We start from the raw sequence: 25291 nt of genomic DNA on the forward strand, positions 1-25291 counted from the left end.
AGGTGTCGGGAACAGGGCGGCGGTCACGATGGCCAGCAGGTAGGCCGCCAGCGCAATGAACGGGTTGGTTTCGACTATTAATGAGCCCGGGCGGGATGACTCCCGGTCAGTACTTGCCTGTGTAGGTTATCCACTGCAGATTTCGACGCCATCACGGCGTAGCCCTGAAGTAGCGCGCCAAAGTGGTCTTCGAACAGCCAGCGTCGATCCACGGCGTAACGCTGCATATGGCGCAGATTGCGCTTGCGCAGGGACAGGCTCAGCGATGACGGGTAGATGCGCATGTCCGCCAGATCGATCAGGCCGAACTCACCGTCATCCAGTACCAGTACATTGCCCAGGTGCAGTGACCGGAAATAGACACCTTGTTCATGCAGTTGCGCCATGAACTTGCCGAAACGCTCAACCAGCGCCTGACGCACCGCGGGCGCGGTGATGCCTTGAAGAACCTGACGCAAAGTGCTGCCCGGCAGCGGCGAATAGTGTACGGCACTGCTACCGTCCTTGAGTCGATACAGGTCCAGAATTTGCGGGGTCGGGATACCCAGGTTGCGCAATTGCTCGCTGTTGGCGGCAAACCGTTCGGAATAGGGGTTGAAGCTACCCGAGGTGTACCAGCGACGGCGGCGGAACAACTTGAGGAAGCTGCCATCGACCAGGCGCAGGACTTTTGGCCCCAGCCCGTCTTCCTCGATCACCTGGGCACTGGCGGTCAACTGTTGCAGGGCGGCCGGCGTCAAGGTCCTGATCGGCATTGCCAATAGGCGCCTGGCCCGTTGGTTGATGCTTAATGCGGCGACCAGCGCCAGCGGAATCCACAGCAAAAACCAGTGCTCCTTGGGCCGGGAAATGATACCGCCGCCTTCGGTCAGGCCGGCGCCGATGCCGAATACCAGCCAGGTCGAGGCGATGATGAACAACGGCTGCAGGCGATACCGCCAGCTATTCAGCAAGCACCGGACCTGGAAGAACAGCCACGGCAGCAAGCCGAAAATACCAACGTAATAGAGCACCCCCAAGGCGAAGCTATGAGGCTCCTGCAAGGTGTAGCCGATACCGGGGTCGAGAGTCAGGGTGGCGTTGTAGCCATGACCGATCCACGGGTGCTCGGCAATTTTTTGCAGGGCCAGCTGCCAGATTTCAAAGCGATAGGAGTCGCCGCGCTCGACGATCATCTGCGAAAACAGTACGGCAACCGCTGCGCCACCGATCAACAGGGTACCCAGCAATATGAAAGAACGACGGTTCCAGCTGATGAAACTCAGCCATAACGCAGCCAGTGTCAAAGCAACCAGCGGGGTTCTGGAGCCGGTGGCGATCACCGTGGCGAACATGATCGCCATCGCCGGGATGCTCAGCCAGAGCATCTGGCGACGCTTGCAGGTCATGCTCACGCTCAGCCAGTAGGTACAAAAAAAGCCGAATACGTGGGAGCTGAGCAGTGGGTTGTCGAATGCGCCGCTCCCGATCAGGCGCATGCCCGGCTCGTAGTGGCGGGTAAACATGAACAGGTTGTAGGCCGACGCGATCAGCCCGACCATTGCGGCACTGAACAGCAGGGGCTGGATGATCTCGCTTCGGTAGCGCACCAGCAGGTAGCAGCCAGCGAACAACAGCAGGGTGTGCAAAGCGGGTTTGAACTGACCGGTGACGCTTTGATCCATCGGCGGCCCCCAGCTCAGGCTGAGCAAGGCCCAGGCGGCGAACAACAGCACCGCGACGAAGATCGGTTCGCGCAGCAACTCTTTGAGTTCGCGGGGGCGCAGGCACAGGACAATAAACGATGGGATGCTGAACAGGCCATAAAACATCTTGTGATGCAGGCTGCGACCAGGCAGAAAGAACATCGCGCACAGCAGCAGGAAGTAGCCGAGTGGAAGAATCCAGAGGCAAATGAAATCGAAGACTCGATTGGATGTGTTGTTGAAGCCACTGAGTTGCATGCTGAGAGATTCAATCCTGAAGTTGATCGGCCATTTGGGGTGATGGCTATTTGATGTTGAATTCTGACGCTTAACAATAACAGCCTTTATGCGATTGCCAGAACCCTGAAGAAGCTGTGCTAAAGTCAGCGTCCTTTTTATCGACATTCGCGTGATATGACCGACTCCAGTCTCTCCGCAAGCCCATCGAGCTTGAAAATTTACTTCCGCCTGCTCAGCTATGTCCGGCCGTACATCAGCCTGTTCCTGATCAGCATTGTCGGTTTTCTGATTTTCGCTTCGACTCAGCCAATGCTCGGGTACATCCTCAAGTATTTCGTCGACGGCCTGTCCAATCCCGAAGCGGCGCTCTTTCCAACCGTACCGTACCTGCGTGATCTGCAACTGCTGCAGGCCGTGCCTTTGCTGATCATCCTGATTGCAGCGTGGCAGGGGCTCGGATCTTATCTGGGCAACTACTTTCTGGCCAAGGTTTCCCTCGGACTTGTCCACGACTTGCGTGTGCAGTTGTTCAACAATCTGCTGGTCTTGCCCAACCGTTATTTCGACAAGCATAACTCGGGTCATCTGATTTCGCGCATCACCTTCAACGTAACCATGGTCACGGGGGCGGCTACAGATGCGATCAAGGTCGTAATCCGTGAAGGCATGACGGTGGCGTTCCTGTTCGCCTCGCTGCTGTTCATGAACTGGCGCCTGACGCTGGTCATGGTTGCGATCCTGCCGTTGATCGCCTTTATGGTGCGCACCGCCAGCAAGAAATTCCGTAAACAGAGCAAGAAGATCCAGGCTGCCATGGGGGACGTGACCCACGTGGCCTCGGAAACGATCCAGGGCTATCGCGTGGTGCGCAGCTTCGGCGGCGAAGTCTATGAAGAAAGGCGCTTCTTCAATGCCAGCCAGGGCAACACCGACAAGCAATTGCGCATGACTCGCACCGGCGCTATCTATACGCCGCTGTTGCAGCTGGTGATCTACACCGCCATGGCGGTGCTGATGTTCCTGGTGTTGTTCCTGCGCGGAGATGCGTCCGCCGGTGACATGGTGGCCTACATCACTCTGGCAGGCCTGCTGCCGAAGCCGATCCGCCAATTGTCTGAAGTCAGCTCGACCATCCAGAAAGGTGTGGCCGGCGCCGAGAGTATCTTCGAGCAACTGGACGTCGAACCCGAAGTCGATAACGGCACCATCGAGCGCGATGCCGTCAGCGGTCGTCTGGATGTGCGTCACTTGAGCTTCACTTACCCGGGCACCGATCGCCAGGTACTCGATGACATCAGTTTCTCGGTCGAGCCGGGGCAAATGGTGGCATTGGTGGGGCGTTCGGGCAGCGGCAAGTCGACATTGGCCAACCTGATTCCGCGCTTCTATCACCACGACAAGGGCGAGATCCTGATCGATGGCGTTGAAGTGGAACAGTACAAGCTGCTGAACCTGCGCAGGCACATCGCCCAGGTGACCCAGCATGTGACGCTGTTCAGCGACACCGTGGCCAACAACATTGCGTATGGCGATCTGGCTGGGGCTCCCCGCGAAGACATCGAGAAAGCGGCAAGAGACGCCTACGCGATGGACTTCATTGCGCAGTTGCCCGAAGGCCTGGACACCCAGGTCGGCGAGAACGGCGTGTTGCTGTCCGGCGGTCAACGTCAGCGTCTGGCAATTGCCCGGGCCTTACTGAAGAATGCACCGTTGCTGATTCTCGACGAAGCCACTTCGGCCCTCGATACCGAATCCGAGCGGCATATTCAGGCTGCGCTGGATCAGGTCATGAAAGGTCGAACGACGCTGGTCATCGCTCACCGGTTGTCGACCATCGAGAAGGCTGACCTGATTCTGGTCATGGATCAGGGCCGGATCGTCGAGCGCGGCACCCATGCCGAGCTTCTGGCGCAGAATGGCTACTACGCCCGCCTGAACGCCATGGGCCTCGACGCCCCGGCTGAAGACATCGCCTGATTCGATGCAAGGGTGAGCCCTGCTCACCCTTGCGTTCACCGGCGTGCAACGCGTCCGGTGGATTGTATCCAGACCTTTACGCTTCTTGACCAAACCGGAATAAATCTCGGCAACGCGCTTGTTAAGGTTCCTGAACGAACTTTGACTTCAATCGAGGGGGGCAACCCTTTCGCGCGGGTACTGCCATGCTGCAACGTTATCTCTGGAAGCTCTTGCCCAAGCCGCAGCGGGCTTTCCTGCTGGGACGCCTGTCGGTCGTGGACCGTCAGGTGATCAACAAGTCGATGTCGGCCAGCCTGAGCTTCCCACGGGCCTTCGAGCAGCGTTCCTGTCTATTCATTCATGTTCCCAAGTGTGCCGGGAGCAGCGTATGTGCGGCGATGTTCGATGGGTGGAGCCCCGGGCACTTGCCGTTGTACTGGTACGAGCAGCAATTTCCCGAGCAGTTTGCCGCCAGTTTCAAGTTCGCCTTCGTTCGTGATCCGCTGGAAAGGGCCTACTCGGCTTATGCTTTTTTGCGCGGCAATGAGTTGGGCCGGCGCGATCAGGCGGCGCAGAGGCTGGTCTGCCACTACCGCGACTTCGATGATTTCGTCGCTCGCTGGCTGCATTCGGAGACCATCAGCCGACAAATGCATTTTGCCGCGCAAACGGATTTTCTGACCGACTCCCTGGGGCATCTGGCCCTGGACTTCATTGGCTACCAGGAGCATCTGGAGCGGGATTTTCGCCTGGTCTGCGAACAGGTGGGTCACTGGGCGGTGTTGCCTCACGTCAACGGCTCGCAACAGCGGCGTCCGATGCTTGCCCGCGATTTCTGCTCGGTGCGTACCCGTCGGCTGGTGCGGCGGGTGTACCAGCGCGATTACGAAATGCTCGGTTATGAATGAGCCCCTGTCGATACCTGTTCCAGAGATCAGGCCTTACGATCTGTCACTGTCGAACCGCGACCGCGCCGCAATCAAATTCCAGCACCCGCGTTGCCTGTGGTTGACGGGCCTGTCGGGCGCGGGCAAGTCGACCCTGGCCAATGCACTGGAGTTGCAACTCAATCGGCGCGGGCTGCACACGTTCCTGCTCGATGGCGACAACCTGCGCAATGGCCTGTGTCGTGACTTGGGAATGAGTGCTGAGTGTCGCCGGGAAAACATCCGGCGCATGGCCGAGGTGGCACGGCTGATGGTCGACGCCGGTTTGATTGTGATTGTTGCGGCGATCTCGCCGTTTCGCGCAGAGCGTGATGCCGCTCGTCGGTTGTTCGCTGAGGGCGATTTCATCGAGGTATACGTGAGCACGCCGTTCGCGGTGTGCGCGCAACGGGACCCCAAAGGTTTGTATCAAGCGGCCCGCCAAGGGCGGATCAAGAACTTCACTGGCATCGACAGCCCTTATGAGGCACCGCTGACGGCTGAGTGCGAGATCGACACCCAGGTGCTGCAACGTGAGGACGCTTGCCATCGTTTATCGCAATTTCTGCTCAATAAATGAACAGAATTCCCTGCCGATTCATCCGGTTGCAGCCGCCCCGCAAGCCAGCGCCAACCCTGTGTTAATATCGCGCCCCTGTTCATTTTGTATGTGGGTTGCTCCATGAAGTTGTCCATGCCGCGATTCAATCAAGCCCCTGTCTTGGTGGTCGGCGATGTCATGCTCGACCGTTACTGGCATGGTGGTACCTCACGGATCTCCCCTGAGGCGCCGGTACCGGTCGTCAAGGTCGAGCACATCGAGGACCGCCCGGGCGGTGCCGCCAACGTTGCCTTGAACATTGCCGCGCTCGGTGCGCCGGCCTCGCTGGTCGGCGTGACCGGCGACGACGAAGCCGCCGACAGCCTGGTCAATAGCCTCAAGGGTGCCGGCGTGCGGGCGTTGTTCCAGCGCATTGCGCACCAGCCGACCATCGTCAAGCTGCGGGTCATGAGCCGTCACCAGCAATTGCTGCGTATCGACTTCGAAGAGCCTTTCGCAACTGACGCCCTGGCGCTGGGCGAGCAAGTCGACGAATTGCTCGAAGGCATCAAGGTGTTGGTGCTGTCCGACTATGGCAAAGGAGCGCTGAAAAACCATCAGGTGCTGATCCAGGCCGCCCGTGCCCGTGGCATTCCGGTGCTGGCCGATCCCAAGGGCAAGGATTTCTCGATCTACCGTGGCGCGAGCCTGATCACCCCGAACCTCAGCGAGTTCGAAACCATCGTCGGCGGTTGCGCCGATGAGCACGAACTGGTGAGCAAGGGCGCGCAGCTGATGCACGACCTCGACCTCGGTGCATTGCTGGTAACCCGTGGCGAGCACGGCATGACCTTGCTGCGCCCGGATCATCCGGCGCTGCACCTGCCGGCCCGTGCCCGTGAAGTGTTCGACGTGACCGGCGCCGGCGACACGGTGATTTCTACCCTGGCGGCGGCGATCGCCGCTGGCGAAGAGCTGCCCCATGCGGTGGCCCTGGCCAACCTGGCGGCGGGCATCGTGGTCGGCAAGCTCGGTACCGCGGCCATCAGCGCACCGGAACTGCGTCGTGCGATCCAGCGTGAGGAAGGCTCCGAGCGCGGTGTGCTGGGCCTCGAGCAGTTGCTGCTGGCGGTCGATGACGCGCGAGCGCACAAAGAGAAGATCGTGTTCACCAACGGTTGCTTCGACATCCTGCATGCCGGCCACGTGACTTACCTCGAACAGGCGCGCGCCCAAGGTGATCGCCTTATCGTGGCGGTCAATGACGATGCGTCGGTGAGTCGCTTGAAAGGGCCGGGTCGGCCGATCAACAGCGTCGACCGTCGCATGGCGGTGCTGGCAGGTTTAGGCGCCGTCGATTGGGTGATCAGCTTCTCTGAAGGCACCCCGGAAAACCTGCTGCGTGCGGTCAAGCCGGATGTACTGGTCAAGGGCGGTGATTACGGGATCGACCAAGTGGTTGGCGCGGACATCGTCAGCGCTTACGGCGGGACCGTGAAAGTGCTGGGGCTGGTGGAAAACAGCTCGACCACGGCGATTGTCGAGAAGATTCGCCAATCAGAGCCGGAGTAAAGCCATAAAAAAGATCGCAGCCATCGGTGGCCCCTACAGGTATACACATGACCCTGTAGGGGCCGCCGAAGGCTGCGATCTTTTGCTTTTGTGATGCTTCAAGAGCTGACTTTCTTGCGCGGCACGATTCTTTTCAGCAGTTGCTTCGCCTTCCCGCGTAACCGGGCCAGGCCCGAATCCTTCCCCGGTGGGGTCAAACCCTGCTGCCGCACCCAATCCTTCCAGCGAATCCGCTCATCCCTCACCAGCCAGCCTTCCTGCCGGGCAAAACTCTCCGCCAGATACAACCCGCGGGTACTTGCCGGGTACAGGTGATCCTTTTTCAGGGTATAGAGCTCGGCCATCGGCTGACCGTCCTGCAGTGGCATCAGGTACAAATCGGGACGTTTGCGATCGAGCCGGGCCACCAGTTGATCGCCCTCCAGCCGCTCGTCGACATGGAACAGGCTCAGGGATTTGGCTTCCTTGGGCACGTCCAGGCGCAAATCGTAGATCAATTGCAGCGAGGCTGTCGGCAAGTGCACGTAGGCCCGGGGACGTTCGATCAGCGGCATGTTCGCGCAGCGCACCGGCCGCGCCGAGCCGGAGAGTGGTGTCAGGCGAAACGGCAGGGCTTCGCGGTAATGCAGGGCTGCCGAGTAGGGCGCTGGCAGCCAGGTTTCGTTGAAACGCCCGCTGAGCCAGCCCTCCGGGGTTTCCAGCAGGCACTCTTCGGCAATTTCCTGGGTCGCCGTGTGCAGCGGCAGGTTCAGCTCATGGGCCGGCACGTAGCCGGAGATCAGCTTGAGCACCACGTCGCCGCGATCCTGCCGACGCTGACGCACCAACACCCAGTAATCGCGATTCTGCCAATGCAGGGTCAGGCGCACCGAGACCCCAAGGTTCGCCAGCTCCAGGGCAAACCGCTCGCTGTCGGCCACCGTCACCGGACGGCGGCGTTGCAGGGTCTGGGAAAAATTCAACGGCATCCCGACGCTCTGATAACTCAAACCTTCGGGTGTGGCTTCGACGAACAGCGGCAGGGTCTTGAAGTTGCTCGGGTTCTTTCTGATCAGCGTACGCGGCATGTCGGCTCCTGCTTAAGGCCGCGTGGGCGGCATCAATGGCTACGAAGGACCTGGGCAACGGTCGCGACGTTATGGGCGAGGTGCAGCGGATTGATGGTCCCGACAATAGCACTGGCCACCCCCGGGTGTTCAAACAACAACTCGAAGCTGGCACGCACCGGATCAACGCCCGGGCTCAGGCACACATGGCCGCTGGCCAGGGCCTTTTTGACCAGGATCGCTTTGCCGTGAGCAGCAGCATAGTCAATGACTGGCTTCTCGTTCTGTTCGTTCAGATTGTAGGTGACCATTGCGCAATCACCTTGTTCCAGAGCCTTCAAACCGCCTTCGACGGTTTTACCGGAAAAACCGAAACCGCGAATCTTGCCTTCGCGCTTGAGCTCGGCAAGGGTCGCATAGACCTCACTGTCGTTGAGGATCGCCAGGTCGTTGCCGTCGGAATGCACCAGCACCAGATCGATAAAGTCCGTTTCCAGGCGTTGCAGGCTGCGCTCCACTGAGAGCCGGGTATGCGCGGCGCTGAAATCATGGCGGGACTGACCGTCGGCGAACTCTTCACCGACCTTGCTGACGATTACCCAGTCCTGACGCTGACCACGCAGCAACGGGCCGAGACGCTCTTCGCTGCGGCCATAGGCCGGGGCGGTGTCGATCAGGTTGATGCCCAGGTCGCGCGCGAGTTTGAGCAGCATGCGGGCTTCGTCGTCGCCGGGGATCTGAAAGCCGTTGGGGTATTTCACCCCTTGATCGCGGCCAAGTTTCACTGTGCCCAGGCCCAGGGGCGATACCAGCAGGCCGGTGCTGCCCAGCGGACGATGCAGGTCATGCAGGGTCGGTTGGCTCATGGCAGCAGTTGCTCCCAGGCAGGGGTCCCTATCGGCGGTTTCGGCAGTTCCGGCAGCGTGGCCGGATGGCTCGGCTGAATACCGTCGCGTTGCAGTGTGGCGAAGACGCGGTCGGCGAAGTCCGGTGCCAGGGCCAGTTTGGTCGGCCAGCCCACCAGCAGACGATTCTTCTCGGCGAGGAAGGCGTTGTCCGGGCGGGTCAAGCCCGATTGCAGCGGCTCGGCGCGTTCGACCCGCAAGGTCGCCCACTGTGCGGTGCTCAGGTCGATCCACGGCAGAAGTTGGCCCAGTTCTTTCTGGGCGGCGGCAATTTGCGCGGCTGGCTCGCGGGCCACGCCTTCGGCTTCGGCGATGTCGCCGCCCACGTACCAGACCCACTGGCCATCGGCGGCCGGGTGAGTGGTCACAGTGACGCGCGGCTTCGGCCCGCCGCCCAGGCAGTGGGCGTACAGCGGTTTGAGGCTCGGGCCTTTGACGATGATCATGTGCAGGGGACGGCGCTGCATGGCCGGTTGGCTCAGGCCCAGCGCGGTCAGCAGGTCAGCGGTGCCGGCACCGGCACTGAGAACGATGCGCTGGGCGCGGATTTCGCGTTCGTCGACTTTCAAACCGACCAGTTCACCATTCTCCAGCAGCGGTTCGATGTGCTGACCGGCCAGCAGGCCGTCGCCAGCCAGGTCGGCCAGGCGCTGGATCAGGCTCGGCACGTCGACCACCAGTTCCGTCAGGCGATAGACCTTGCCCTTGAAGCGCTTGTCTTGCAGCGCCGGCGGCAGTTGATCGCCTTTGACCTGATCGACCCGCCCGCGCACGGCTTTGCTGGCGAAAAAGCTGGTGAGGTTGCCAGCGAGGGTGCCGGGGGACCAGAGGTAATGGGCATCGGACAATACGCGCACGCCGGACAGGTCCAGTTCGCCGTCGCCGGCCAGTGCTTCACGCCAGCGACGCGGCATGTCGGCAATGGCTTCCGAGGCGCCGGTCAGGGCACCGTGCAACGCGTATTTGGCACCGCCGTGGATGATGCCCTGGGACTTCAGGCTTTGCCCGCCACCGAGACTGGCGCTTTCCACCAGCACGGTCGAGAAACCCTGGCGGCGCAGGCGTGCATTCAGCCAGAGGCCGGCGACACCAGCGCCGACAATCAGAACGTCGGTGGAAATAACGGATGGCATGCAGCGACCTCAGTGTTCAAGACGAGGGCGCAGTATACAGACTCGATGCGCAGGAGATTTGTTGGTGATCAATAGAGCGGATGCAAAACCTGTGGGAGCGGCGGTGCGGTGCTCCCACAGTAAGATAGTGCTTCGGGTTTTAATGTCCCGCGGTCTTGGAGAACAGCTGAATAACCACGACGCCCAGCACAATCAGCGCCATCCCCAGCATTGCCGGCACATCCAGTTTCTGCCCGTAGATAAACAGCGCCGCGACGCTGACCATCACGATGCCCATGCCGGCCCACACCGCGTAGGCCACGCCGACCGGAACGCTGCGCACCACCAGGGTCAGCATCCCGAAAGCAATGCCGTAACCGACGATGACCAGCAGCAGCGGCAGTGGCGTGCTGATACCCTTGACCGCTTTCATCGAAACGGTGGCGATCACTTCGGCGCAGATGGCAATGGCGAGGTAGTAGTAAGCGGTCATGGGTCAATCCTCGTATGAAGTGTTGCTTTCTGAGGTCGGCATTCTAGAGATCCGCCAGATGCGGTAAAGTCATTACCTATCTGTTCTGGAGATGGGTTGAGCCATGAATATGCAATGGAGTCTGGAACAGCTGCACTTGTTTGTCAGTGTCGCGGAACAACGTTCCTTTTCCGCGGTGGCGCGGGATCAGCGCAAGGCGCAGTCGGCGGTCAGCAGTTCGATTGCGCTGCTGGAAGAAGACCTGGGCGTCAGCCTGTTCGATCGCAGCAGTGGTCGCCAGCCGAAACTCACCGAAGCCGGCACCGCGCTGCTTGAAGAGGCGCGGGAAGTGCTGCGCCAATGTGAGCGCCTCAATGGCCGGGCACTGGCGATGATGCGCGGTCAGGAAGCGAGTTTGCGGGTGGCTCAGGACGAGGCAATGCCTTATCAGGCAGTGGTTGAAAGCTTCGAAGCCCTGGCCGAACAATTTCCCAGCCTCGAAGTGCAACTGACCAGCGCTGCCCAGGGTGATGTCGCGCGCAAACTGGTGGAGCGTCGGGCCGACCTGGGCTTGCTGTTTTATCACGAGCAGATTCCCGAAGCCCTTGAGCGCCGAGTGCTGGGCAGCGTTGAAATGGTCACGGTGTGCGGCGTGGGGCATCCATTGGCGCAGCAGACGCAGGTCAATTGCCAGCAACTGGCGCAGCATCGACAGCTGCTGATGTCCACGCAGTCCAGCGTCTATCCCGGCAGTGAACCAGCCAGCCCGCAGGTCTGGCGGGCCGACAGTTTCTATGTGATGGCCGAATGGGTGATGCGCGGCCTCGGCTGGGCCTGGTTGCCGCGCCATGTGGTGCAGTACCCGGCGTATCAGAATCTGATGGTCGAACTGACCAGCGAATGGACGCCGCCGGCATTGATTGTGGAGCTGGTCTGGCGCCGCGACGAGCCCCTCGGCCCGGCAGCCCGTTGGCTGGCGGAACGTTTTGCCGTGCACTTGCAGGCGATTGGCTAAAAAACCGATAAACTCCGCCGCCATGAATAGAACCCTCTACACCGCGCTGTTTTACCTGGGGCTGCCATTGGTAGCGATTCGGCTTTGGCTGCGGGCGCGCAAGGCGCCGGCTTACGCCAAACGCATTGGCGAGCGTTTCTCCCTCGCGCTACCGGCGATGAAGCCGGACGGCCTTTGGGTGCACGCGGTGTCGGTAGGCGAAAGCATCGCCGCGGCGCCGATGATCCGTGCCTTGCTGCAGCGATATCCGACGCTGCCGATCACCGTCACCTGCATGACCCCGACCGGGTCTGAGCGCATCCAGGCGCTGTTTGCCAACGAGCCGCGCATCCAGCACTGCTATTTGCCTTATGACTTGCCTTGCGCTGCGGCGCGATTCCTTGATCGGGCCCGGCCGAAACTGGCAGTAATCATGGAAACCGAACTCTGGCCCAACCATATCCATCAGTGCGCCAAGCGTGGAATTCCCGTGGCCCTGGCTAATGCGCGACTGTCTGAGCGCTCGGCCAAAGGTTATGGCCGCTTCCATAACCTGACCCGGCCGATGCTCGCCGAGATGAGCCTGTTCGCAGTGCAGACCGAAGCCGAGGCGCAGCGTTTCCGCGATTTGGGCGCGCGCCCGGAAACGGTTGAAGTGACCGGTTCGATCAAGTTCGACCTGACTATCGATCCGCAACTGCTGCAGCGTGCTGCCGAGCTGCGCGGGCAATGGCAGGCGCAGGATCGCCCGGTGTGGATCGCCGCGAGCACCCATGAAGGTGAAGACGAAGTGGTGCTCGATGCCCATCGTCGGCTGTTGGCCAATCATCCCGATGCCTTGTTGATTCTGGTACCGCGTCATCCGGAGCGCTTCAACCCGGTGTTTGAGTTGTGCCGGCAAAAAGGTTTCACCACGGTGCGGCGTTCGACGGGCGAGCCGGTGACCGCAGATACTTCGGTGTTGCTGGGCGACACCATGGGCGAGTTGCTGTTTCTCTACGCCTTGGCCGACAGCGCTTTCGTCGGCGGCAGCCTGGTGCCCAATGGTGGCCATAACCTGCTGGAACCGGCGGCCTTGGCCAAACCGGTGCTCAGTGGGCCGCACCTGTTCAACTTCCTCGAAATCGCCGCGCAGTTGCGCAGCGCCGGGGCGCTGGCCGAGGTCGACGATGCTGAAGGCCTGGCACTGGCGGTGCAGCGGCTGTTCGAACTGCCGCGCGATGCACAGCGGATGGCGGAGGCGGGGCTGAAGGTAATGCGCACCAATCAGGGTGCGTTGCAGCGGTTGCTGGACGGGTTGGGCAGGTTGATCGAGCGGTAGACCGAGTCGCGCGAACAAAAAAGATCGTCCGAACGCGGCCCGAGCCTTCGGACGATCTTTTGCTGTTTAAGGCCTCGCTTTCAACTGCTCCGCCGCAGCCTTCGCCAGATCTGGTGGCAAGAAGTCCTTGTCCGGGTTGTAGTCGGCTTTGAGATAACGGGTCAGGTCCTGCAAGTCCCCCGGGTTCAAGGTGCCGGCGGCCTGCTTCAGGCGCAGGTTGTCGAGGATGTAGTCGTAGCGCGTGTTGTTGTAGTTGCGCACCGAGGTGTACAGCTGACGCTGGGCATCGAGCACGTCGACGATGTTGCGTGTCCCCACCTGATAACCGATTTCGGTCGCTTCCACCGCGCTCTGGTTGGAAATGATCGACTGCCGACGCGCCTGCACCTGCTCGACGTCGGTGTTCACGGCGCGGTGCAGGTTACGGGTGTTTTCCACGACCTGGCGACGCAGCGCCTCGCGTTGTTGTTCCGTTTGATCCAGCCGTGAATAAGACTCACGCACCTGGGAGCTGGTGAGCCCGCCGCTGTAGATCGGAATGCTCAATTGCAGGCCGACAGTGCGCTGCTCGACATCGCCGCCGTAATGCACGCCGGTCGCGCTCGGGTTGGTAAAACCGAGGGCGTCGTTGTCACCTTTCCTGTATTGCGCGACCGCATCCAGGGTGGGGGCATGCCCGGCCTTGCGCTGCTTGAGGGTTTCTTCGGCGGCGCTCACCGCGTAGTTGCTGGCCAGCAGATTGAGGTTCTGCTTGGCGGCGGTGTCGACCCAAGCCTTGGCGTCGTTCGGTGCCGGCGGCAGGATCGGCAAGGTGTGGACGATGCCCTGGATCGAGTTGTACTGGCGGTTGGTCAGGGTGATCAGCGCTTCGAACGCGTCATCCACCTGACGCTGGGCGACAATTCGGTTGGCCCGCGCGGTGTCGTAACTGGCCTGGGATTGCAGCACATCGGTCTTGTCCGACAGGCCGACGTCGAAGCGCTCGTTGGACTGGTCGAGCTGGCGTTTGAAGGCTGCTTCTTCGGCCTTGGTCGAGGCCAGGTTGTCCTGGCTGCGCAGTACGTTGAAGTAGCTTTCGGCGCTTTGCAGGATCAAGTTTTGTTCAGTGGCCGAGAGTTGCAAGGCGGCCTGTTCGTTGACGTCCTTGGCGGCCTGGAACTGGAACCAGCGGTCGGCGCGGAAAATCGGTTGCGACAAGGTCGCCTGATACACCGTGCCGCTGCGGTTCGAGGTCACCGATGGTTGATCGAGCGCGGTGCGGGTGTCGTTCATGTTGGCACCGGCCGACAGGTTGGGCAGCAACCCGGCGCGGGCCTGGGGCACGACTTCCTTCTGGGCGCCGTACTGGGCGCGGGCGGCGGCGATATCGGCGTTGTTGTCCACCGCTTCTTGATAGACGCTGACCAGGTCGGTCTTGGTCGATAAGGGCGCTTCTGCTGCCCAGGCCATTCCATTGGACGCACAAGACACGGCAAGGGCCAGTGAGAGTTTGCGCAGCATGAGGCCATCCCTAAAAAATTATGCTGATAATTTGAACGCCAAGGCTACGGCGCGGCGCCCTGCAGCGTCAAGGCGCGGCACGGCGTAGCGAGTGTAGATGCACGCAGGCATGGCAACAATCCGCTGATTGCGCCATTCATCATGGTGTTTACCGTGGTGTTGGCGTTCTTTGCCGGTTATGTCTAGACTGGCCGGGTTCTTGTCGGGGTGCCTTGCTATGAGGCTGAGATCGAATAATTTCGGATCCCGTTGAACCTGATCAGGTTAGCGCCTGCGTAGGGAACAAGATTTCTCGTCACCCGGCGAGTCCTCTTGTGCTTCGTCCGGGATGTTGTTCGACAATCGAACACCCCTCGAGCATCGAGCACAGCACCTGCTGGAATTTCCAGCGCCCGTGCGTCCATTCGTTTACAGGTTCGCTCCGACAAAAATCCACCGCCTGGATGTGTGTCTGGAGAGCCCGTGATGACTACAAAATCAAAAAGCGCAACCAACCTGAGTGACTCGGCCAAGGTCGATCAGCAATCGGTTCAGCCGTTTACCCGCTCGCAAAAAATCTATGTTCAGGGCACACGCCCCGACATCCTCGTGCCGATGCGCGAAATCAGCCTGGATGTGACCCCGACCGACTTCGGCGGCGAAATCAACGCGCCAGTGGTGGTATATGACACCTCGGGCCCGTACACCGACCCCAATGTCACCATCGATGTGCGCAAAGGCTTGGGCGATGTGCGGTCGCCGTGGATCGAATCCCGTGGCGACACCGAGCGCCTGTCCGGCCTGAGCTCCAACTTCGGCCAGGAACGCCTCGCCGATCCGGAACTGACCAAGCTGCGTTTCGCCCACGTCAACAACCCGCGCCGCGCCAAGCCGGGTGCCAACGTCAGCCAGATGCACTACGCCCGTAAAGGCATCATCACCGCCGAGATGGAATACGTCGCCATCCGCGAAAACATGAAGCTCGAAGTGGCCCGCGCCGCCGGCCTGCTGGACCAGCAACACGCCGGCCACAGCTTTGGCGCCAGCGTGCCGAAAATCATCACCCCGGAATTCGTCCGTGAAGAGATCGCCCGCGGTCGCGCGATCATTCCGGCCAACATCAACCACACCGAACTGGAACCGATGATCATCGGCCGCAACTTCCTGGTGAAGATCAACGGCAACATCGGCAACAGTGCCTTGGGTTCGTCCATCGAAGAAGAAGTGGCGAAGCTGACCTGGGGCATTCGCTGGGGTTCGGACACGGTCATGGACCTGTCCACCGGCAAGCACATCCACGAAACCCGCGAATGGATTATCCGTAACTCGCCGGTGCCGATCGGTACCGTGCCGATCTATCAGGCACTGGAGAAGGTCAATGGCGTCGCCGAAGACCTGACCTGGGAGTTGTTCCGCGACACACTGATCGAACAGGCCGAGCAGGGCGTCGACTACTTCACCATCCACGCCGGCGTGTTGCTGCGCTACGTGCCGCTGACTGCCAAGCGCGTGACCGGCATCGTCTCCCGTGGTGGTTCGATCATGGCCAAGTGGTGCCTGGCGCATCACAAGGAAAACTTCCTCTACACCCATTTCGAAGACATCTGCGAAATCATGAAGGCCTACGACGTCAGCTTCTCGCTGGGCGATGGCCTGCGTCCGGGCTCGATTGCCGACGCCAACGACGAAGCGCAATTCGGTGAGCTGGAAACCCTCGGCGAGCTGACCAAAATCGCCTGGAAGCATGACGTGCAGTGCATGATCGAAGGCCCGGGCCACGTGCCGATGCAGTTGATCAAAGAGAACATGGACAAGCAGCTGGAGTGCTGCGACGAGGCGCCGTTCTACACCCTCGGCCCACTGACCACCGACATCGCCCCAGGCTACGACCACATCACTTCCGGTATCGGTGCGGCGATGATCGGCTGGTTCGGTTGCGCCATGCTCTGCTACGTGACGCCGAAGGAGCACTTGGGCCTGCCGAACAAGGATGACGTGAAGACCGGGATCATCACCTACAAGATCGCCGCTCACGCCGCCGACCTGGCCAAAGGGCATCCGGGGGCACAGATTCGCGACAACGCCTTGAGCAAGGCGCGTTTCGAATTCCGCTGGGAAGACCAGTTCAACCTGGGCCTCGATCCAGACACCGCGCGCTCGTACCACGATGAAACCCTGCCGAAGGATTCGGCCAAGGTCGCGCACTTCTGCTCCATGTGCGGGCCGAAATTCTGCTCGATGAAAATCACCCAGGAAGTCCGTGAATATGCGGCCAACCAGCGGATCGAAACCGTCGATGCCGAAGTCGCCAAGGGACTGGCGGAACAGGCTGAGCGGTTCAAGCAGGAAGGCAGTCAGCTGTACAAGAAGGTTTGATCTGACCGGCGCACTCGGGTGCGCCGCTTACCCTTGTGGCGAGGGAGCTTGCTCCCGCTCGGCTGTGAAGCAGTCGTAAAATCGGTAATCGCAACCTGACTGTCAGACCGCGGTGACTTGTTTTGGGTCTGCTTCGCAGACCAGCGGGAGCAAGCTCCCTCGCCACAAAGGGTGGTCAACACCACAACACATGTTCCTCTGAGATAACACCCTTTGAGCATTCAACCCAGCACTTACTCCCCGGATACCGCCGTGCCGACCGACAAGCGCGTCTTCGGCGGTCGGGATCTGTTTTCCCTGTGGTTCTCCCTCGGCATCGGCCTGATGGTATTGCAGACCGGCGCGTTGCTCGCGCCGGGTCTGGGCCTGTCCGGTTCATTGCTGGCGATTTTTCTCGGCACGCTGGTCGGCGTGCTGTTGCTGGCCGCTGTCGGCGTGATCGGCAGTGACACCGGCCTGTCATCGATGGCCGCGCTCAAACTCAGCCTCGGTGCAAAAGGCGCGAGCCTTCCGGCGGTGCTGAACCTGCTGCAACTGATCGGTTGGGGTTCGTTCGAAATCATCGTGATGCGCGACGCCGCCAGCCTGCTCGGCGCCCGTGCATTCAGCGAAGGCAGCCTGTGGTCGAACCCGCTGCTATGGACGCTGTTCTTCGGTGCACTGGCCACCTTGCTGGCGGTCAGCGGTCCGCTGACGTTCGTGCGCAAGATCCTGCGCAAGTGGGGCATCTGGCTGTTGCTGGCCGCGTGCATCTGGCTGACCTGGAACCTGTTCGCCAAGGCCGACCTGGCGGCGTTGTGGGCGCAGGCCGGTGATGGTTCGATGCCGTTCGCCGTGGGCTTTGACATTGCGATCGCGATGCCGCTGTCCTGGTTGCCGCTGATTGCCGACTACTCACGCTTCGGCAAACGTGCGAAGAATGTCTTCGGCGGTACGGCGTTGGGTTTCTTTATCGGTAACTTCTGGCTGATGAGCCTGGGCGTGGCGTACACCCTGGCGTTCGCGCCGAGTGGTGAAGTGAATGCCTTGCTGCTGGCGCTGGCCGGTGCGGGCCTGGGGATTCCGTTACTGCTGATTCTGTTGGATGAATCAGAAAATGCCTTTGCCGATATTCATTCGGCGGCGGTGTCCAGCGGGATTCTGTTGCGCTTGAAAGTCGAGCATCTGGCCTTGGCCATCGGCGTGATCTGCACGCTGATCGCATGCCTGGCGCCATTGGCCCAGTACCAGAATTTCCTGCTGTTGATCGGTTCGGTGTTTGCGCCGCTGTTCGGCGTGGTGCTGGTGGATCACTTCATCCTGCGCAAACGCAGTGCCCGTGTGGCATCGGCTGCCTTGCGCTGGCCGGCGTTGCTCGCTTGGCTGGGCGGGGTGAGCACCTATCACTTGCTGGCCAATCTCTATCCGGACATCGGCGCAACCCTGCCGTCGCTGGTACTGGCAGGGCTGCTGCAACTGGTGCTTGGTCGAGCCTTCAGCTACGGCCGGGAAACAGCTCAGGCTTGAGAATGCCGTTCAGGCGTGGGTAGGGGATCTTCAGTTCGACGTGGCCCAATGCGTAAGGCGCAAGGGTGCTCACCTCGTACTTGAGGATCACCCCGCCGTACGTCAACGCTACGTTCTGGGTTTTCACGAACGGCCAGCTCTTGACGAACTCTGGCTCCTGATCGAGTTTGGTGCTGATCAACCAGCTGTTGTGCGCCACTTGGGCCGCTTTCCAGAACGCTTCTTCCTGCCCCGGGATCACCATATCCGACAGCGTCAGCACTTTATGCTGCTGACGCGAGTAGTTGATGAAACCGCGGCCCGGCGTGCCATGGGCACCGCCGCTGTCCAGATAGCTGGACAATTCAATGATCACCAAGCCGTCATGCTGCTCACGTACCTTGGCTTGCAAGTAGCTGCTGTAGCGCGGCTCGGCGCTGTTCAGAAATTGCTCGCGATACGCTGCCAGCGTCGGCGCTACAGGGGCGTCGGGTGAGGTGCGGGTCATTTGCAGCAAACGTTTTTCGATGATGCCGTCAAGCGCAAGCTCAGCCGGGAAGTGCAGCGTATCGATGTTCACCAGCGGGCAGTCAGGGTTGGCGCAACCCGGTTTCAGCTGTTCGGAAGCGTCGCGGGTGGTTTCCAGCGGCGCCCGGTAATTGGGCTGGAAAAGACTCTGGCACGCACCCAAGGTCAGGGCGATGGCGGCCACGGAGGCGATCTTGAAAAGCGACATGGGCGTCCTTAATGAAACAGGGGAAGGCGAAAAGTTACCCGCTTCGACTCTCAACGAGGCAGTCAGTTCGCCACTAAGCTAATTAGAGTTGGTTTCGCCCTCACCGTCTATCCCGCTGACTGTAAAGGGGCTGCATCAAACATCGCGGGCGCGTTAGGATGGCGCGAAGTCGAGGTTGCAAGTAACCAAAAGGAGCCTCGTAACGGATTTGCAGTAAACGAGGATTGTCATGACTGATTTTGCCAACGCCATTCCGACCGCCGTTGATATCGTTCGGCGCGAAAAGTGCTACGAGGGCTTCTACAAGCTCGACCGCGTGCACTTGCGCCACGAATTGTTCGACGGCGGCATGAGTCGCGAGATCAATCGTGAAGTGTTCTTGCGCCACGATGCGGTGTGTGTGCTGCCTTATGATCCACTGCGCGACGAAGTGGTGCTGATCGAGCAGTTTCGCGTCGGCGCCATGGGCAAGACTGACAATCCGTGGCTGATCGAACTGGTCGCCGGTCTGATCGACAAGGATGAAATACCGGAAGAAGTTGCTCACCGCGAAGCGCAGGAGGAAGCTGGACTTGTATTCGGGGCGCTCTGGCCGATGACCAAATATTTTCCATCGCCGGGTGGCAGTAACGAGTTTGTGCACTTGTACCTGGGGCGTTGTGACAGTGCCGGGGTTGGCGGCCTGCATGGGCTGGAGGAAGAGGCTGAAGATATTCGCGTCACGGTCTGGGCTTTCGAAGATGCCCTGCAAGCCGTGCGTGACGGACGTATTGCCAACGCAGCGAGCATCATTGCCTTGCAGTGGTTGGCTTTGAACCGCGTGGAAGTGAGGGGGTTATGGTCGTAAACAAGCTGCGCGATCGCTATCGGGTTGATCTCGTGGGGCTGCAAGCTTCCTGCGAGGCCAACTACGCGCGCCTGATGCGACTGTTGCCGGACATGCGCAACGATCCGGCGGCCCGGCGCATTGCCGTGACCCAGGGTGACCAGATGCTGGGCGTGCTGGCCCTGGAAGTGCTGCAAGCCTGTCCATACACCACCACCCTGCAAGTGCGTCAGGAACACAGCCTGCCCTGGTTGCCGGTGCCGCAACTGGAAGTGCAGGTGTATCACGACGCGCGCATGGCTGAAGTTATCAGTGCCGAACATGCACGACGCTTTCGCGGCATCTATCCTTACCCGAACGCCGCGATGCATCAGCCGGACGAAAAGGCTCAACTCAATCTGTTCCTGGGGGAATGGCTGAGTCATTGCCTGGCTTGCGGACACGAGTACGCCGTTGTGCGCTAAGAGTGCTGTGTAGTTGTGAACTGCTTCCGGTTCACAGGTTTCCTCTTTTGATCGTCCCCCAGCATAATTGCGGCACTTTCCAATCCCGTGATCACGCCCTGGGAGAACGCCTTGCCGAGCGTATCCACTTTGACCACCGCCGATCCGGCGTTGCTGGTGCAACTCTCCGACAGTCATCTGTTTGCCGAGGCGGACGCGACGTTGCTGGGCATGAATACCCGCGACAGCCTGCAACAGGTGATTGAGTTGGTATTGAAGCAGCAACCGCAGATCGATCTGATGATTGCCACTGGCGATCTGTCCCAGGACGGGACGCTGGAGTCGTACCAGCTGTTTCGCGACCTGACCCGGCAGATCGATGCCCCGGCGCGCTGGATCCCCGGTAATCACGACGAGCCGCGGATCATGGCCGAGGCGGCGGTGCACAGTGCATTGCTGGAGTCGGTGGTGGACATCGGCAACTGGCGGGTGACGTTGCTCGATTCGGCGGTGCCGGGTTCAGTACCGGGGTATTTGCAGGATGAGCAGTTGCAATTGCTCGTGCGCTCGTTGAGCGAGGCGCCGCAGCGGCATCATCTGGTGTGTTTCCATCATCATCCGGTGTCGATCGGGTGTGCGTGGATGGAGCCCATTGGATTGCGCAATCCAGAGGCGTTGTTCGCGGTGCTGGATCGATTTGCGCAGGTGCGTGCGGTGCTTTGGGGGCATGTTCATCAGGAGATTGATCAAGTGCGCAACGGTGTTCGCCTGATCGCATCGCCCTCAACCTGCATCCAGTTCGAGCCGGGCAGCGACGATTTCAAGGTGAGTGAGCAGGCGCCGGGGTATCGGTGGTTGCGGCTGTTGCCCGATGGTCAGCTTGAAACTGGCGTTGAGCGCGTCACCGGGTTCGATTTCCAGATTGATTACGGCTCCAACGGCTACTGATTTCTTTGTCATTTTCAAAGACCGAGGGGTGGCCATCGCGAGCTTTCCCGCGATGGCATTCGCTCAGGCGACATGAATCCCACGCATGTCCCCGATTCCCCCCGAGTCCCTGTAAACTCCGCCTTCTTTACCCGACGCACAGGGAGCTCAAATGTCTGGTTCGATCCTTTATATCCATGGTTTCAACAGCGCGCCGGCGTCGAAAAAGGCCTGTCAGTTGATGAATGTGATGGAACGGCTGGGCTTGAGCGATCAGTTGCGTGTACCGGCCCTGCATCACCATCCCCGCGAGGCCATCGCTCAGCTGGAACAGGCGATTGTGGAGCTGGGGCGGCCACTGCTGGTCGGCAGCTCACTCGGCGGCTACTATGCGACTCACTTGGCCGAGCGCCATGGCTTGAAAGCCCTGTTGATCAACCCGGCCGTCAGCCCGCACCGGATGTTCGACGGGTTTCTGGGGACGCAGAAAAACCTGTATACCGATGAGACCTGGGAAATGACCCACGACCACGTGACGGCCCTGGCCGAGCTGGAAGTGCCGGCGCCCCAGGATCCGCAGCGGTTTCAGGTATGGTTGCAAACTGGCGATGAAACACTGGACTATCGCCTCGCCCAGCAATATTACCGGGCCTGTGCCTTGCGCATTCAGGCCGGCGGCGACCATAGTTTCCAGGGTTTTGCCGCGCAACTGCCGGCAATATTGAGTTTTGCCGGCATCGGCGCAGATTTGTATCAGGCGATCGATTTCACAGCACTGTGATCATTGCCCCCTATTTTCACTGAACACTGACGACGAGACCCCATGGCCACTCCCAGCGCTAGCTCTTATAACGCAGACGCCATCGAAGTCCTCTCGGGCCTCGACCCGGTGCGCAAACGCCCCGGCATGTACACCGACACCAGTCGGCCGAACCACCTCGCCCAGGAAGTCATCGACAACAGCGTCGACGAAGCCTTGGCCGGGCATGCGACGTCGGTGCAGGTCATCCTGCACGCCGATCACTCCCTGGAAGTCAGCGATGACGGCCGTGGCATGCCGGTGGACATTCACCCGGAAGAAGGTGTTTCGGGCGTCGAGCTGATCCTCACCAAACTCCATGCGGGCGGCAAGTTTTCCAACAAGAACTACCAGTTCTCCGGCGGTTTGCACGGGGTGGGTATTTCCGTGGTCAATGCCTTGTCGACCGAAGTCCGGGTGCGTGTCAAACGCGACGGCAACGAATACCAGATGACCTTCGCCGACGGTTACAAGAAAACCGAGCTGGAAGTAGTCGGCACCGTCGGCAAGCGCAATACCGGCACCAGCGTGTTCTTCGCACCGGACCCGAAGTATTTCGATTCACCGAAATTCTCCATCAGCCGCCTCAAGCACGTGCTCAAGGCCAAGGCCGTTCTGTGCCCGGGGTTGCTGGTCAGTTTTGAAGACAAGGCCACCGGCGAGAAAGTCGAATGGCATTACGAAGACGGCCTGCGCTCCTACCTGGTAGACGCCGTCAGCGAATTCGAACGCCTGCCGGACGAGCCGTTCTGTGGCAGCCTGGCCGGTAACAAGGAAGCCGTCGATTGGGCGTTGCTGTGGTTGCCCGAGGGCGGCGACAGCGTTCAGGAAAGCTACGTCAACCTGATCCCGACAGCCCAGGGCGGTACTCACGTCAACGGTCTGCGTCAGGGCTTGCTCGACGCCATGCGCGAGTTCTGCGAGTTCCGCAGCCTGTTGCCGCGTGGTGTGAAGCTGGCGCCGGAAGACGTCTGGGAGCGTATCGCGTTCGTGCTGTCGATGAAGATGCAGGAACCGCAATTCTCCGGCCAGACCAAGGAGCGCCTGTCATCCCGTGAAGCGGCCGCCTTCGTTTCCGGCGTGGTCAAGGATGCTTTCAGCCTGTGGCTCAACGCCAACCCGGAAACCGGCATGTTGCTGGCCGAGCTGGCGATCAACAACGCCGGCCGTCGTCTGAAGGCCAGCAAGAAGGTCGAGCGCAAACGCATTACCCAAGGGCCGGCATTGCCGGGCAAGCTCGCCGACTGCGCCGGGCAGGACCCGATGCGTTCCGAGCTGTTCCTGGTGGAAGGTGACTCCGCAGGCGGTTCGGCCAAGCAAGCGCGGGACAAAGAATTTCAGGCGATCCTGCCGTTGCGCGGCAAGATCCTGAACACCTGGGAAGTCGACGGCAGCGAAGTACTGGCCAGCCAGGAAGTGCACAACATCGCCGTGGCGATTGGTGTCGACCCGGGCGCGGCGGACATGAGCCAGTTGCGTTACGGCAAGATCTGCATCCTCGCCGACGCCGACTCCGACGGTCTGCACATCGCCACCTTGCTCTGCGCCTTGTTCGTCCAGCATTTCCGCCCACTGGTGGAGGCTGGTCACGTCTACGTCGCGATGCCGCCGCTGTACCGTATCGACCTGGGCAAAGAGATCTACTACGCCCTCGACGAGGCCGAGCGCGACGGCATCCTCGATCGCCTGGTGGCCGAGAAGAAACGCGGCAAGCCGCAGGTCACCCGATTCAAGGGCCTGGGTGAAATGAACCCGCCACAGTTGCGCGAAACCACCATGGACCCGAACACGCGGCGTCTGGTGCAACTGACGCTGGGTGAAGATTTCGCCGAGACCTCGGAAATGATGGACATGCTGCTGGCGAAAAAACGCGCGGGCGATCGCAAGACCTGGCTGGAATCCAAAGGCAACCTGGCCGAGGTTCTGGGCTGATGCGCTTTGGCTGGGCCCTGGCGTGCGCGTTGCTGCTGACTTCGGTAACGATTTGCGCGGAACCCGCGCCAGAGCTGCGCCTGTTGTCCGAACATGCCGTCGACGGCATGCGCGGCGGCAATCTGTCGGGGCTGGCCCAGTGTGGCAAGGAGCTGTGGACCGTTTCGGATCGCGACGATGATCAAATCTATCGCCTCGACACCCGCAACCCCACCTGGCAAGCCGAAACCGTGCACATTGACGTACCCCTGGTGCCCGACACCGGTTTGCCTTGGGGCTTGCGTGCGCGGACTTGGGCGGCATCGTTCGTGCGGGGCGGGGATCTGGATTTCGAAGGCATCACCTGTGACAGCGCGGGCAATCGTTATATCGTCAGCGAAGGCCACGCCGCGGTGTTGCAAGTACCGCCAACCGGGCCTGCGTCCTGGCTGAAAATCTCGCCGATGCTGGTGCGCGAAGCGCGGGCGAGCGGCATGTTGTTGCACTTCAATGCGTTGTTCGAAGGCCTGGCGATCAATCCGGCCGGTGACACGCTGTGGCTGGCCGCCGAACGTGAGCGCCGCGGTTTGTTGCTGATCAAGCGCCAGCAAACAGTGTGGGACTGCGACGGTAGCTGTGTGCTGCTGAGTGAAGGCGGGGTGGAAATGCAGCCAGCGCAATTTCCCCGCGCCAGAGCGCGCCCTCGGGATTTTTCTGATCTGTCATTGTTCGACGGCAAGCTGTTTACCCTTGAGCGCAACGCCTTTCAGATCTGTCGCCGTGATGCGGTGACGACCAAGGTCGAGCGCTGCTGGTCGTTTGCTGCCGAGGCCTTGCAGGAAAACCGTCGTTATTCACAGCCCTTTGGGCTGGCGGAAGCGTTGATCGTGGACGTCGACGGTGCCTGGATCGGTATCGACAACAACTACGGTGCGCGCGCCGACGGTGAAGTACGGCCGATTGTGTGGCGCTTTGCCGCGCCTGAAGGTGGCTGGAGTGCCAAGCCATGAGTCAGCAACCGCCGGGCAAACGCGCCGGTCGGGTGTTGATGGTGCTGGCCTGGGGCGCCGCGCTGTTTCTGGCAACGCGGTTCTTCGGTCAATGGGAGGAGCGTCAACAGAATCCCAACACCGTCGTCAGCTCTGAGCAGGGCCAGGGTTTTATCGAGGTGAAGCTGATCGGTAACAGCCAGGGGCATTTTGTCGCCACCGGCCAGATCAACGGCCAGCCCGTGGAGTTCATGCTCGATACCGGCGCAACCGATGTGTCGATCCCGGCCGAAATGGCTGAACGATTGAAACTGGAAAAAGGCTTCGGGGTGACCCTGAGCACGGCCAATGGCTTGAGTGAGGGTTATCGGACCCGCCTCGACCGGCTGCAACTGGGCGCCATCGTGCTGCGTGACGTTCGCGCGCTGGTGGCGCCCGGTTTGCACGGCAATCAAGTGCTGCTCGGCATGAGCGCACTGAACAAACTTGAATTTACCCAGCGCGGTGGCACCATGCTGCTGCGCCAGACCACGAAATAATGAGGCCC

At 60.7% G+C, this 25291-nt stretch carries 22 protein-coding genes and 1 riboswitch; of the genes, 15 read left to right on the forward strand and 7 right to left on the reverse strand.

Annotated elements, in window-relative coordinates; translation table 11 throughout:
• Nucleotides 1–77: 77 nt before the first annotated feature.
• Nucleotides 78–1943 carry an O-antigen ligase family protein gene (locus AC07VO_RS04685; RefSeq protein WP_086944093.1) on the reverse strand — a complete coding sequence of 622 codons (1866 nt, stop codon included), beginning with the start codon at nt 1941–1943 and terminating at the stop codon, nt 78–80.
• Nucleotides 1944–2099: 156 nt separating this feature from the next.
• Here AC07VO_RS04685 and msbA point away from each other — a divergent pair, with 156 nt between their 5' ends.
• The 4 genes from msbA to hldE all read left to right on the forward strand — a co-directional run bounded on the left by msbA (nt 2100) and on the right by hldE (nt 6923).
• Nucleotides 2100–3902 carry a lipid A export permease/ATP-binding protein MsbA gene (gene msbA / locus AC07VO_RS04690; RefSeq protein ID WP_064615993.1) on the forward strand — a complete coding sequence of 601 codons (1803 nt, stop codon included), beginning with the start codon at nt 2100–2102 and terminating at the stop codon, nt 3900–3902.
• 185 nt (nt 3903–4087) lie between these two features.
• A complete protein-coding gene (locus AC07VO_RS04695; RefSeq protein ID WP_018928543.1) occupies nt 4088–4792 on the forward strand; it encodes a sulfotransferase family 2 domain-containing protein in 705 nt (234 codons plus the stop codon).
• Complete coding sequence (gene cysC, locus AC07VO_RS04700; protein WP_018928542.1) at nt 4785–5390, forward strand: adenylyl-sulfate kinase; 606 nt, start codon at nt 4785–4787, stop codon at nt 5388–5390. The genes AC07VO_RS04695 and cysC overlap by 8 nt, the downstream gene beginning before the upstream one ends.
• 102 nt (nt 5391–5492) lie before the next feature.
• Nucleotides 5493–6923: a bifunctional D-glycero-beta-D-manno-heptose-7-phosphate kinase/D-glycero-beta-D-manno-heptose 1-phosphate adenylyltransferase HldE gene (gene hldE, locus AC07VO_RS04705; protein WP_086944092.1), complete on the forward strand. Its 1431-nt coding sequence runs from the start codon at nt 5493–5495 to the stop codon at nt 6921–6923.
• Between the two features lie 98 nt (nt 6924–7021).
• Here hldE and AC07VO_RS04710 read toward each other — a convergent pair whose 3' ends face one another.
• The 4 genes from AC07VO_RS04710 to AC07VO_RS04725 form a co-directional block, all read right to left on the reverse strand.
• On the reverse strand, nt 7022–7990 hold the full coding sequence (locus AC07VO_RS04710) for a metal ABC transporter ATPase (RefSeq protein WP_086944091.1): 969 nt from the start codon (nt 7988–7990) through the stop codon (nt 7022–7024).
• A 32-nt stretch (nt 7991–8022) separates the two neighbouring features.
• On the reverse strand, nt 8023–8835 hold the full coding sequence (locus tag AC07VO_RS04715) for an aldo/keto reductase (RefSeq protein WP_086944090.1): 813 nt from the start codon (nt 8833–8835) through the stop codon (nt 8023–8025).
• Complete coding sequence (locus tag AC07VO_RS04720; protein WP_064615996.1) at nt 8832–10007, reverse strand: NAD(P)/FAD-dependent oxidoreductase; 1176 nt, start codon at nt 10005–10007, stop codon at nt 8832–8834. The genes AC07VO_RS04715 and AC07VO_RS04720 overlap by 4 nt, the downstream gene beginning before the upstream one ends.
• 139 nt (nt 10008–10146) lie before the next feature.
• Nucleotides 10147–10479 (reverse strand): DMT family transporter, encoded by a 333-nt coding sequence (locus AC07VO_RS04725; protein ID WP_007939639.1) that lies wholly within the window; start codon nt 10477–10479, stop codon nt 10147–10149.
• A 103-nt stretch (nt 10480–10582) separates the two neighbouring features.
• Here AC07VO_RS04725 and AC07VO_RS04730 point away from each other — a divergent pair, with 103 nt between their 5' ends.
• Nucleotides 10583–11473: a LysR family transcriptional regulator gene (locus tag AC07VO_RS04730; protein ID WP_018928534.1), complete on the forward strand. Its 891-nt coding sequence runs from the start codon at nt 10583–10585 to the stop codon at nt 11471–11473.
• 22 nt (nt 11474–11495) lie between these two features.
• The gene (waaA, locus tag AC07VO_RS04735) at nt 11496–12773 is read left to right on the forward strand and encodes a lipid IV(A) 3-deoxy-D-manno-octulosonic acid transferase (RefSeq protein WP_064615997.1); all 1278 of its coding nucleotides are present in this window, start codon (nt 11496–11498) and stop codon (nt 12771–12773) included.
• 66 nt (nt 12774–12839) lie between these two features.
• Here waaA and AC07VO_RS04740 read toward each other — a convergent pair whose 3' ends face one another.
• Complete coding sequence (locus tag AC07VO_RS04740) at nt 12840–14273, reverse strand: TolC family outer membrane protein (RefSeq protein ID WP_064615998.1); 1434 nt, start codon at nt 14271–14273, stop codon at nt 12840–12842.
• Between the two features lie 193 nt (nt 14274–14466).
• Nucleotides 14467–14572: riboswitch (TPP riboswitch) on the forward strand.
• A 166-nt stretch (nt 14573–14738) separates the two neighbouring features.
• On the opposite strand from AC07VO_RS04740, the gene thiC reads away from it, so the two are divergent.
• Both thiC and cytX read left to right on the forward strand, forming a co-directional pair.
• Nucleotides 14739–16628: a phosphomethylpyrimidine synthase ThiC gene (gene thiC / locus AC07VO_RS04745; protein ID WP_018928531.1), complete on the forward strand. Its 1890-nt coding sequence runs from the start codon at nt 14739–14741 to the stop codon at nt 16626–16628.
• Nucleotides 16629–16841: 213 nt separating this feature from the next.
• Nucleotides 16842–18134: a putative hydroxymethylpyrimidine transporter CytX gene (gene cytX / locus AC07VO_RS04750; RefSeq protein ID WP_064616000.1), complete on the forward strand. Its 1293-nt coding sequence runs from the start codon at nt 16842–16844 to the stop codon at nt 18132–18134.
• On the opposite strand, the gene AC07VO_RS04755 is transcribed toward cytX, so the two are convergent.
• Nucleotides 18103–18849: an RsiV family protein gene (locus AC07VO_RS04755; RefSeq protein WP_086944089.1), complete on the reverse strand. Its 747-nt coding sequence runs from the start codon at nt 18847–18849 to the stop codon at nt 18103–18105. The two genes, cytX and AC07VO_RS04755, sit on opposite strands and share 32 nt — an antisense overlap.
• Before the next feature lie 229 nt (nt 18850–19078).
• Between AC07VO_RS04755 and AC07VO_RS04760 the strand changes: the two genes are divergently transcribed.
• From AC07VO_RS04760 to AC07VO_RS04790, 7 genes are all read left to right on the forward strand, one after another.
• Nucleotides 19079–19696, forward strand: coding sequence for an NUDIX domain-containing protein (locus AC07VO_RS04760; protein ID WP_018928528.1), 618 nt, complete (start codon nt 19079–19081; stop codon nt 19694–19696).
• Nucleotides 19687–20139 (forward strand): DUF1249 domain-containing protein, encoded by a 453-nt coding sequence (locus AC07VO_RS04765; protein WP_007939629.1) that lies wholly within the window; start codon nt 19687–19689, stop codon nt 20137–20139. The genes AC07VO_RS04760 and AC07VO_RS04765 overlap by 10 nt, the downstream gene beginning before the upstream one ends.
• A 111-nt stretch (nt 20140–20250) precedes the next feature.
• On the forward strand, nt 20251–21066 hold the full coding sequence (gene cpdA, locus AC07VO_RS04770) for a 3',5'-cyclic-AMP phosphodiesterase (protein ID WP_026286607.1): 816 nt from the start codon (nt 20251–20253) through the stop codon (nt 21064–21066).
• A gap of 151 nt (nt 21067–21217) precedes the next feature.
• Nucleotides 21218–21826: a YqiA/YcfP family alpha/beta fold hydrolase gene (locus AC07VO_RS04775; RefSeq protein WP_018928525.1), complete on the forward strand. Its 609-nt coding sequence runs from the start codon at nt 21218–21220 to the stop codon at nt 21824–21826.
• 42 nt (nt 21827–21868) lie between these two features.
• On the forward strand, nt 21869–23776 hold the full coding sequence (gene parE / locus AC07VO_RS04780) for a DNA topoisomerase IV subunit B (protein ID WP_018928524.1): 1908 nt from the start codon (nt 21869–21871) through the stop codon (nt 23774–23776).
• A complete protein-coding gene (locus tag AC07VO_RS04785) occupies nt 23776–24765 on the forward strand; it encodes an esterase-like activity of phytase family protein (RefSeq protein WP_086944088.1) in 990 nt (329 codons plus the stop codon). The genes parE and AC07VO_RS04785 overlap by 1 nt, the downstream gene beginning before the upstream one ends.
• Nucleotides 24762–25283 carry a retropepsin-like aspartic protease family protein gene (locus tag AC07VO_RS04790; RefSeq protein WP_018928522.1) on the forward strand — a complete coding sequence of 174 codons (522 nt, stop codon included), beginning with the start codon at nt 24762–24764 and terminating at the stop codon, nt 25281–25283. Before AC07VO_RS04785 ends, AC07VO_RS04790 begins: the two co-directional genes overlap by 4 nt.
• Nucleotides 25284–25291: the final 8 nt, after the last annotated feature.

Source organism: Pseudomonas sp. GW821-FHT03E01, assembly GCF_059420765.1.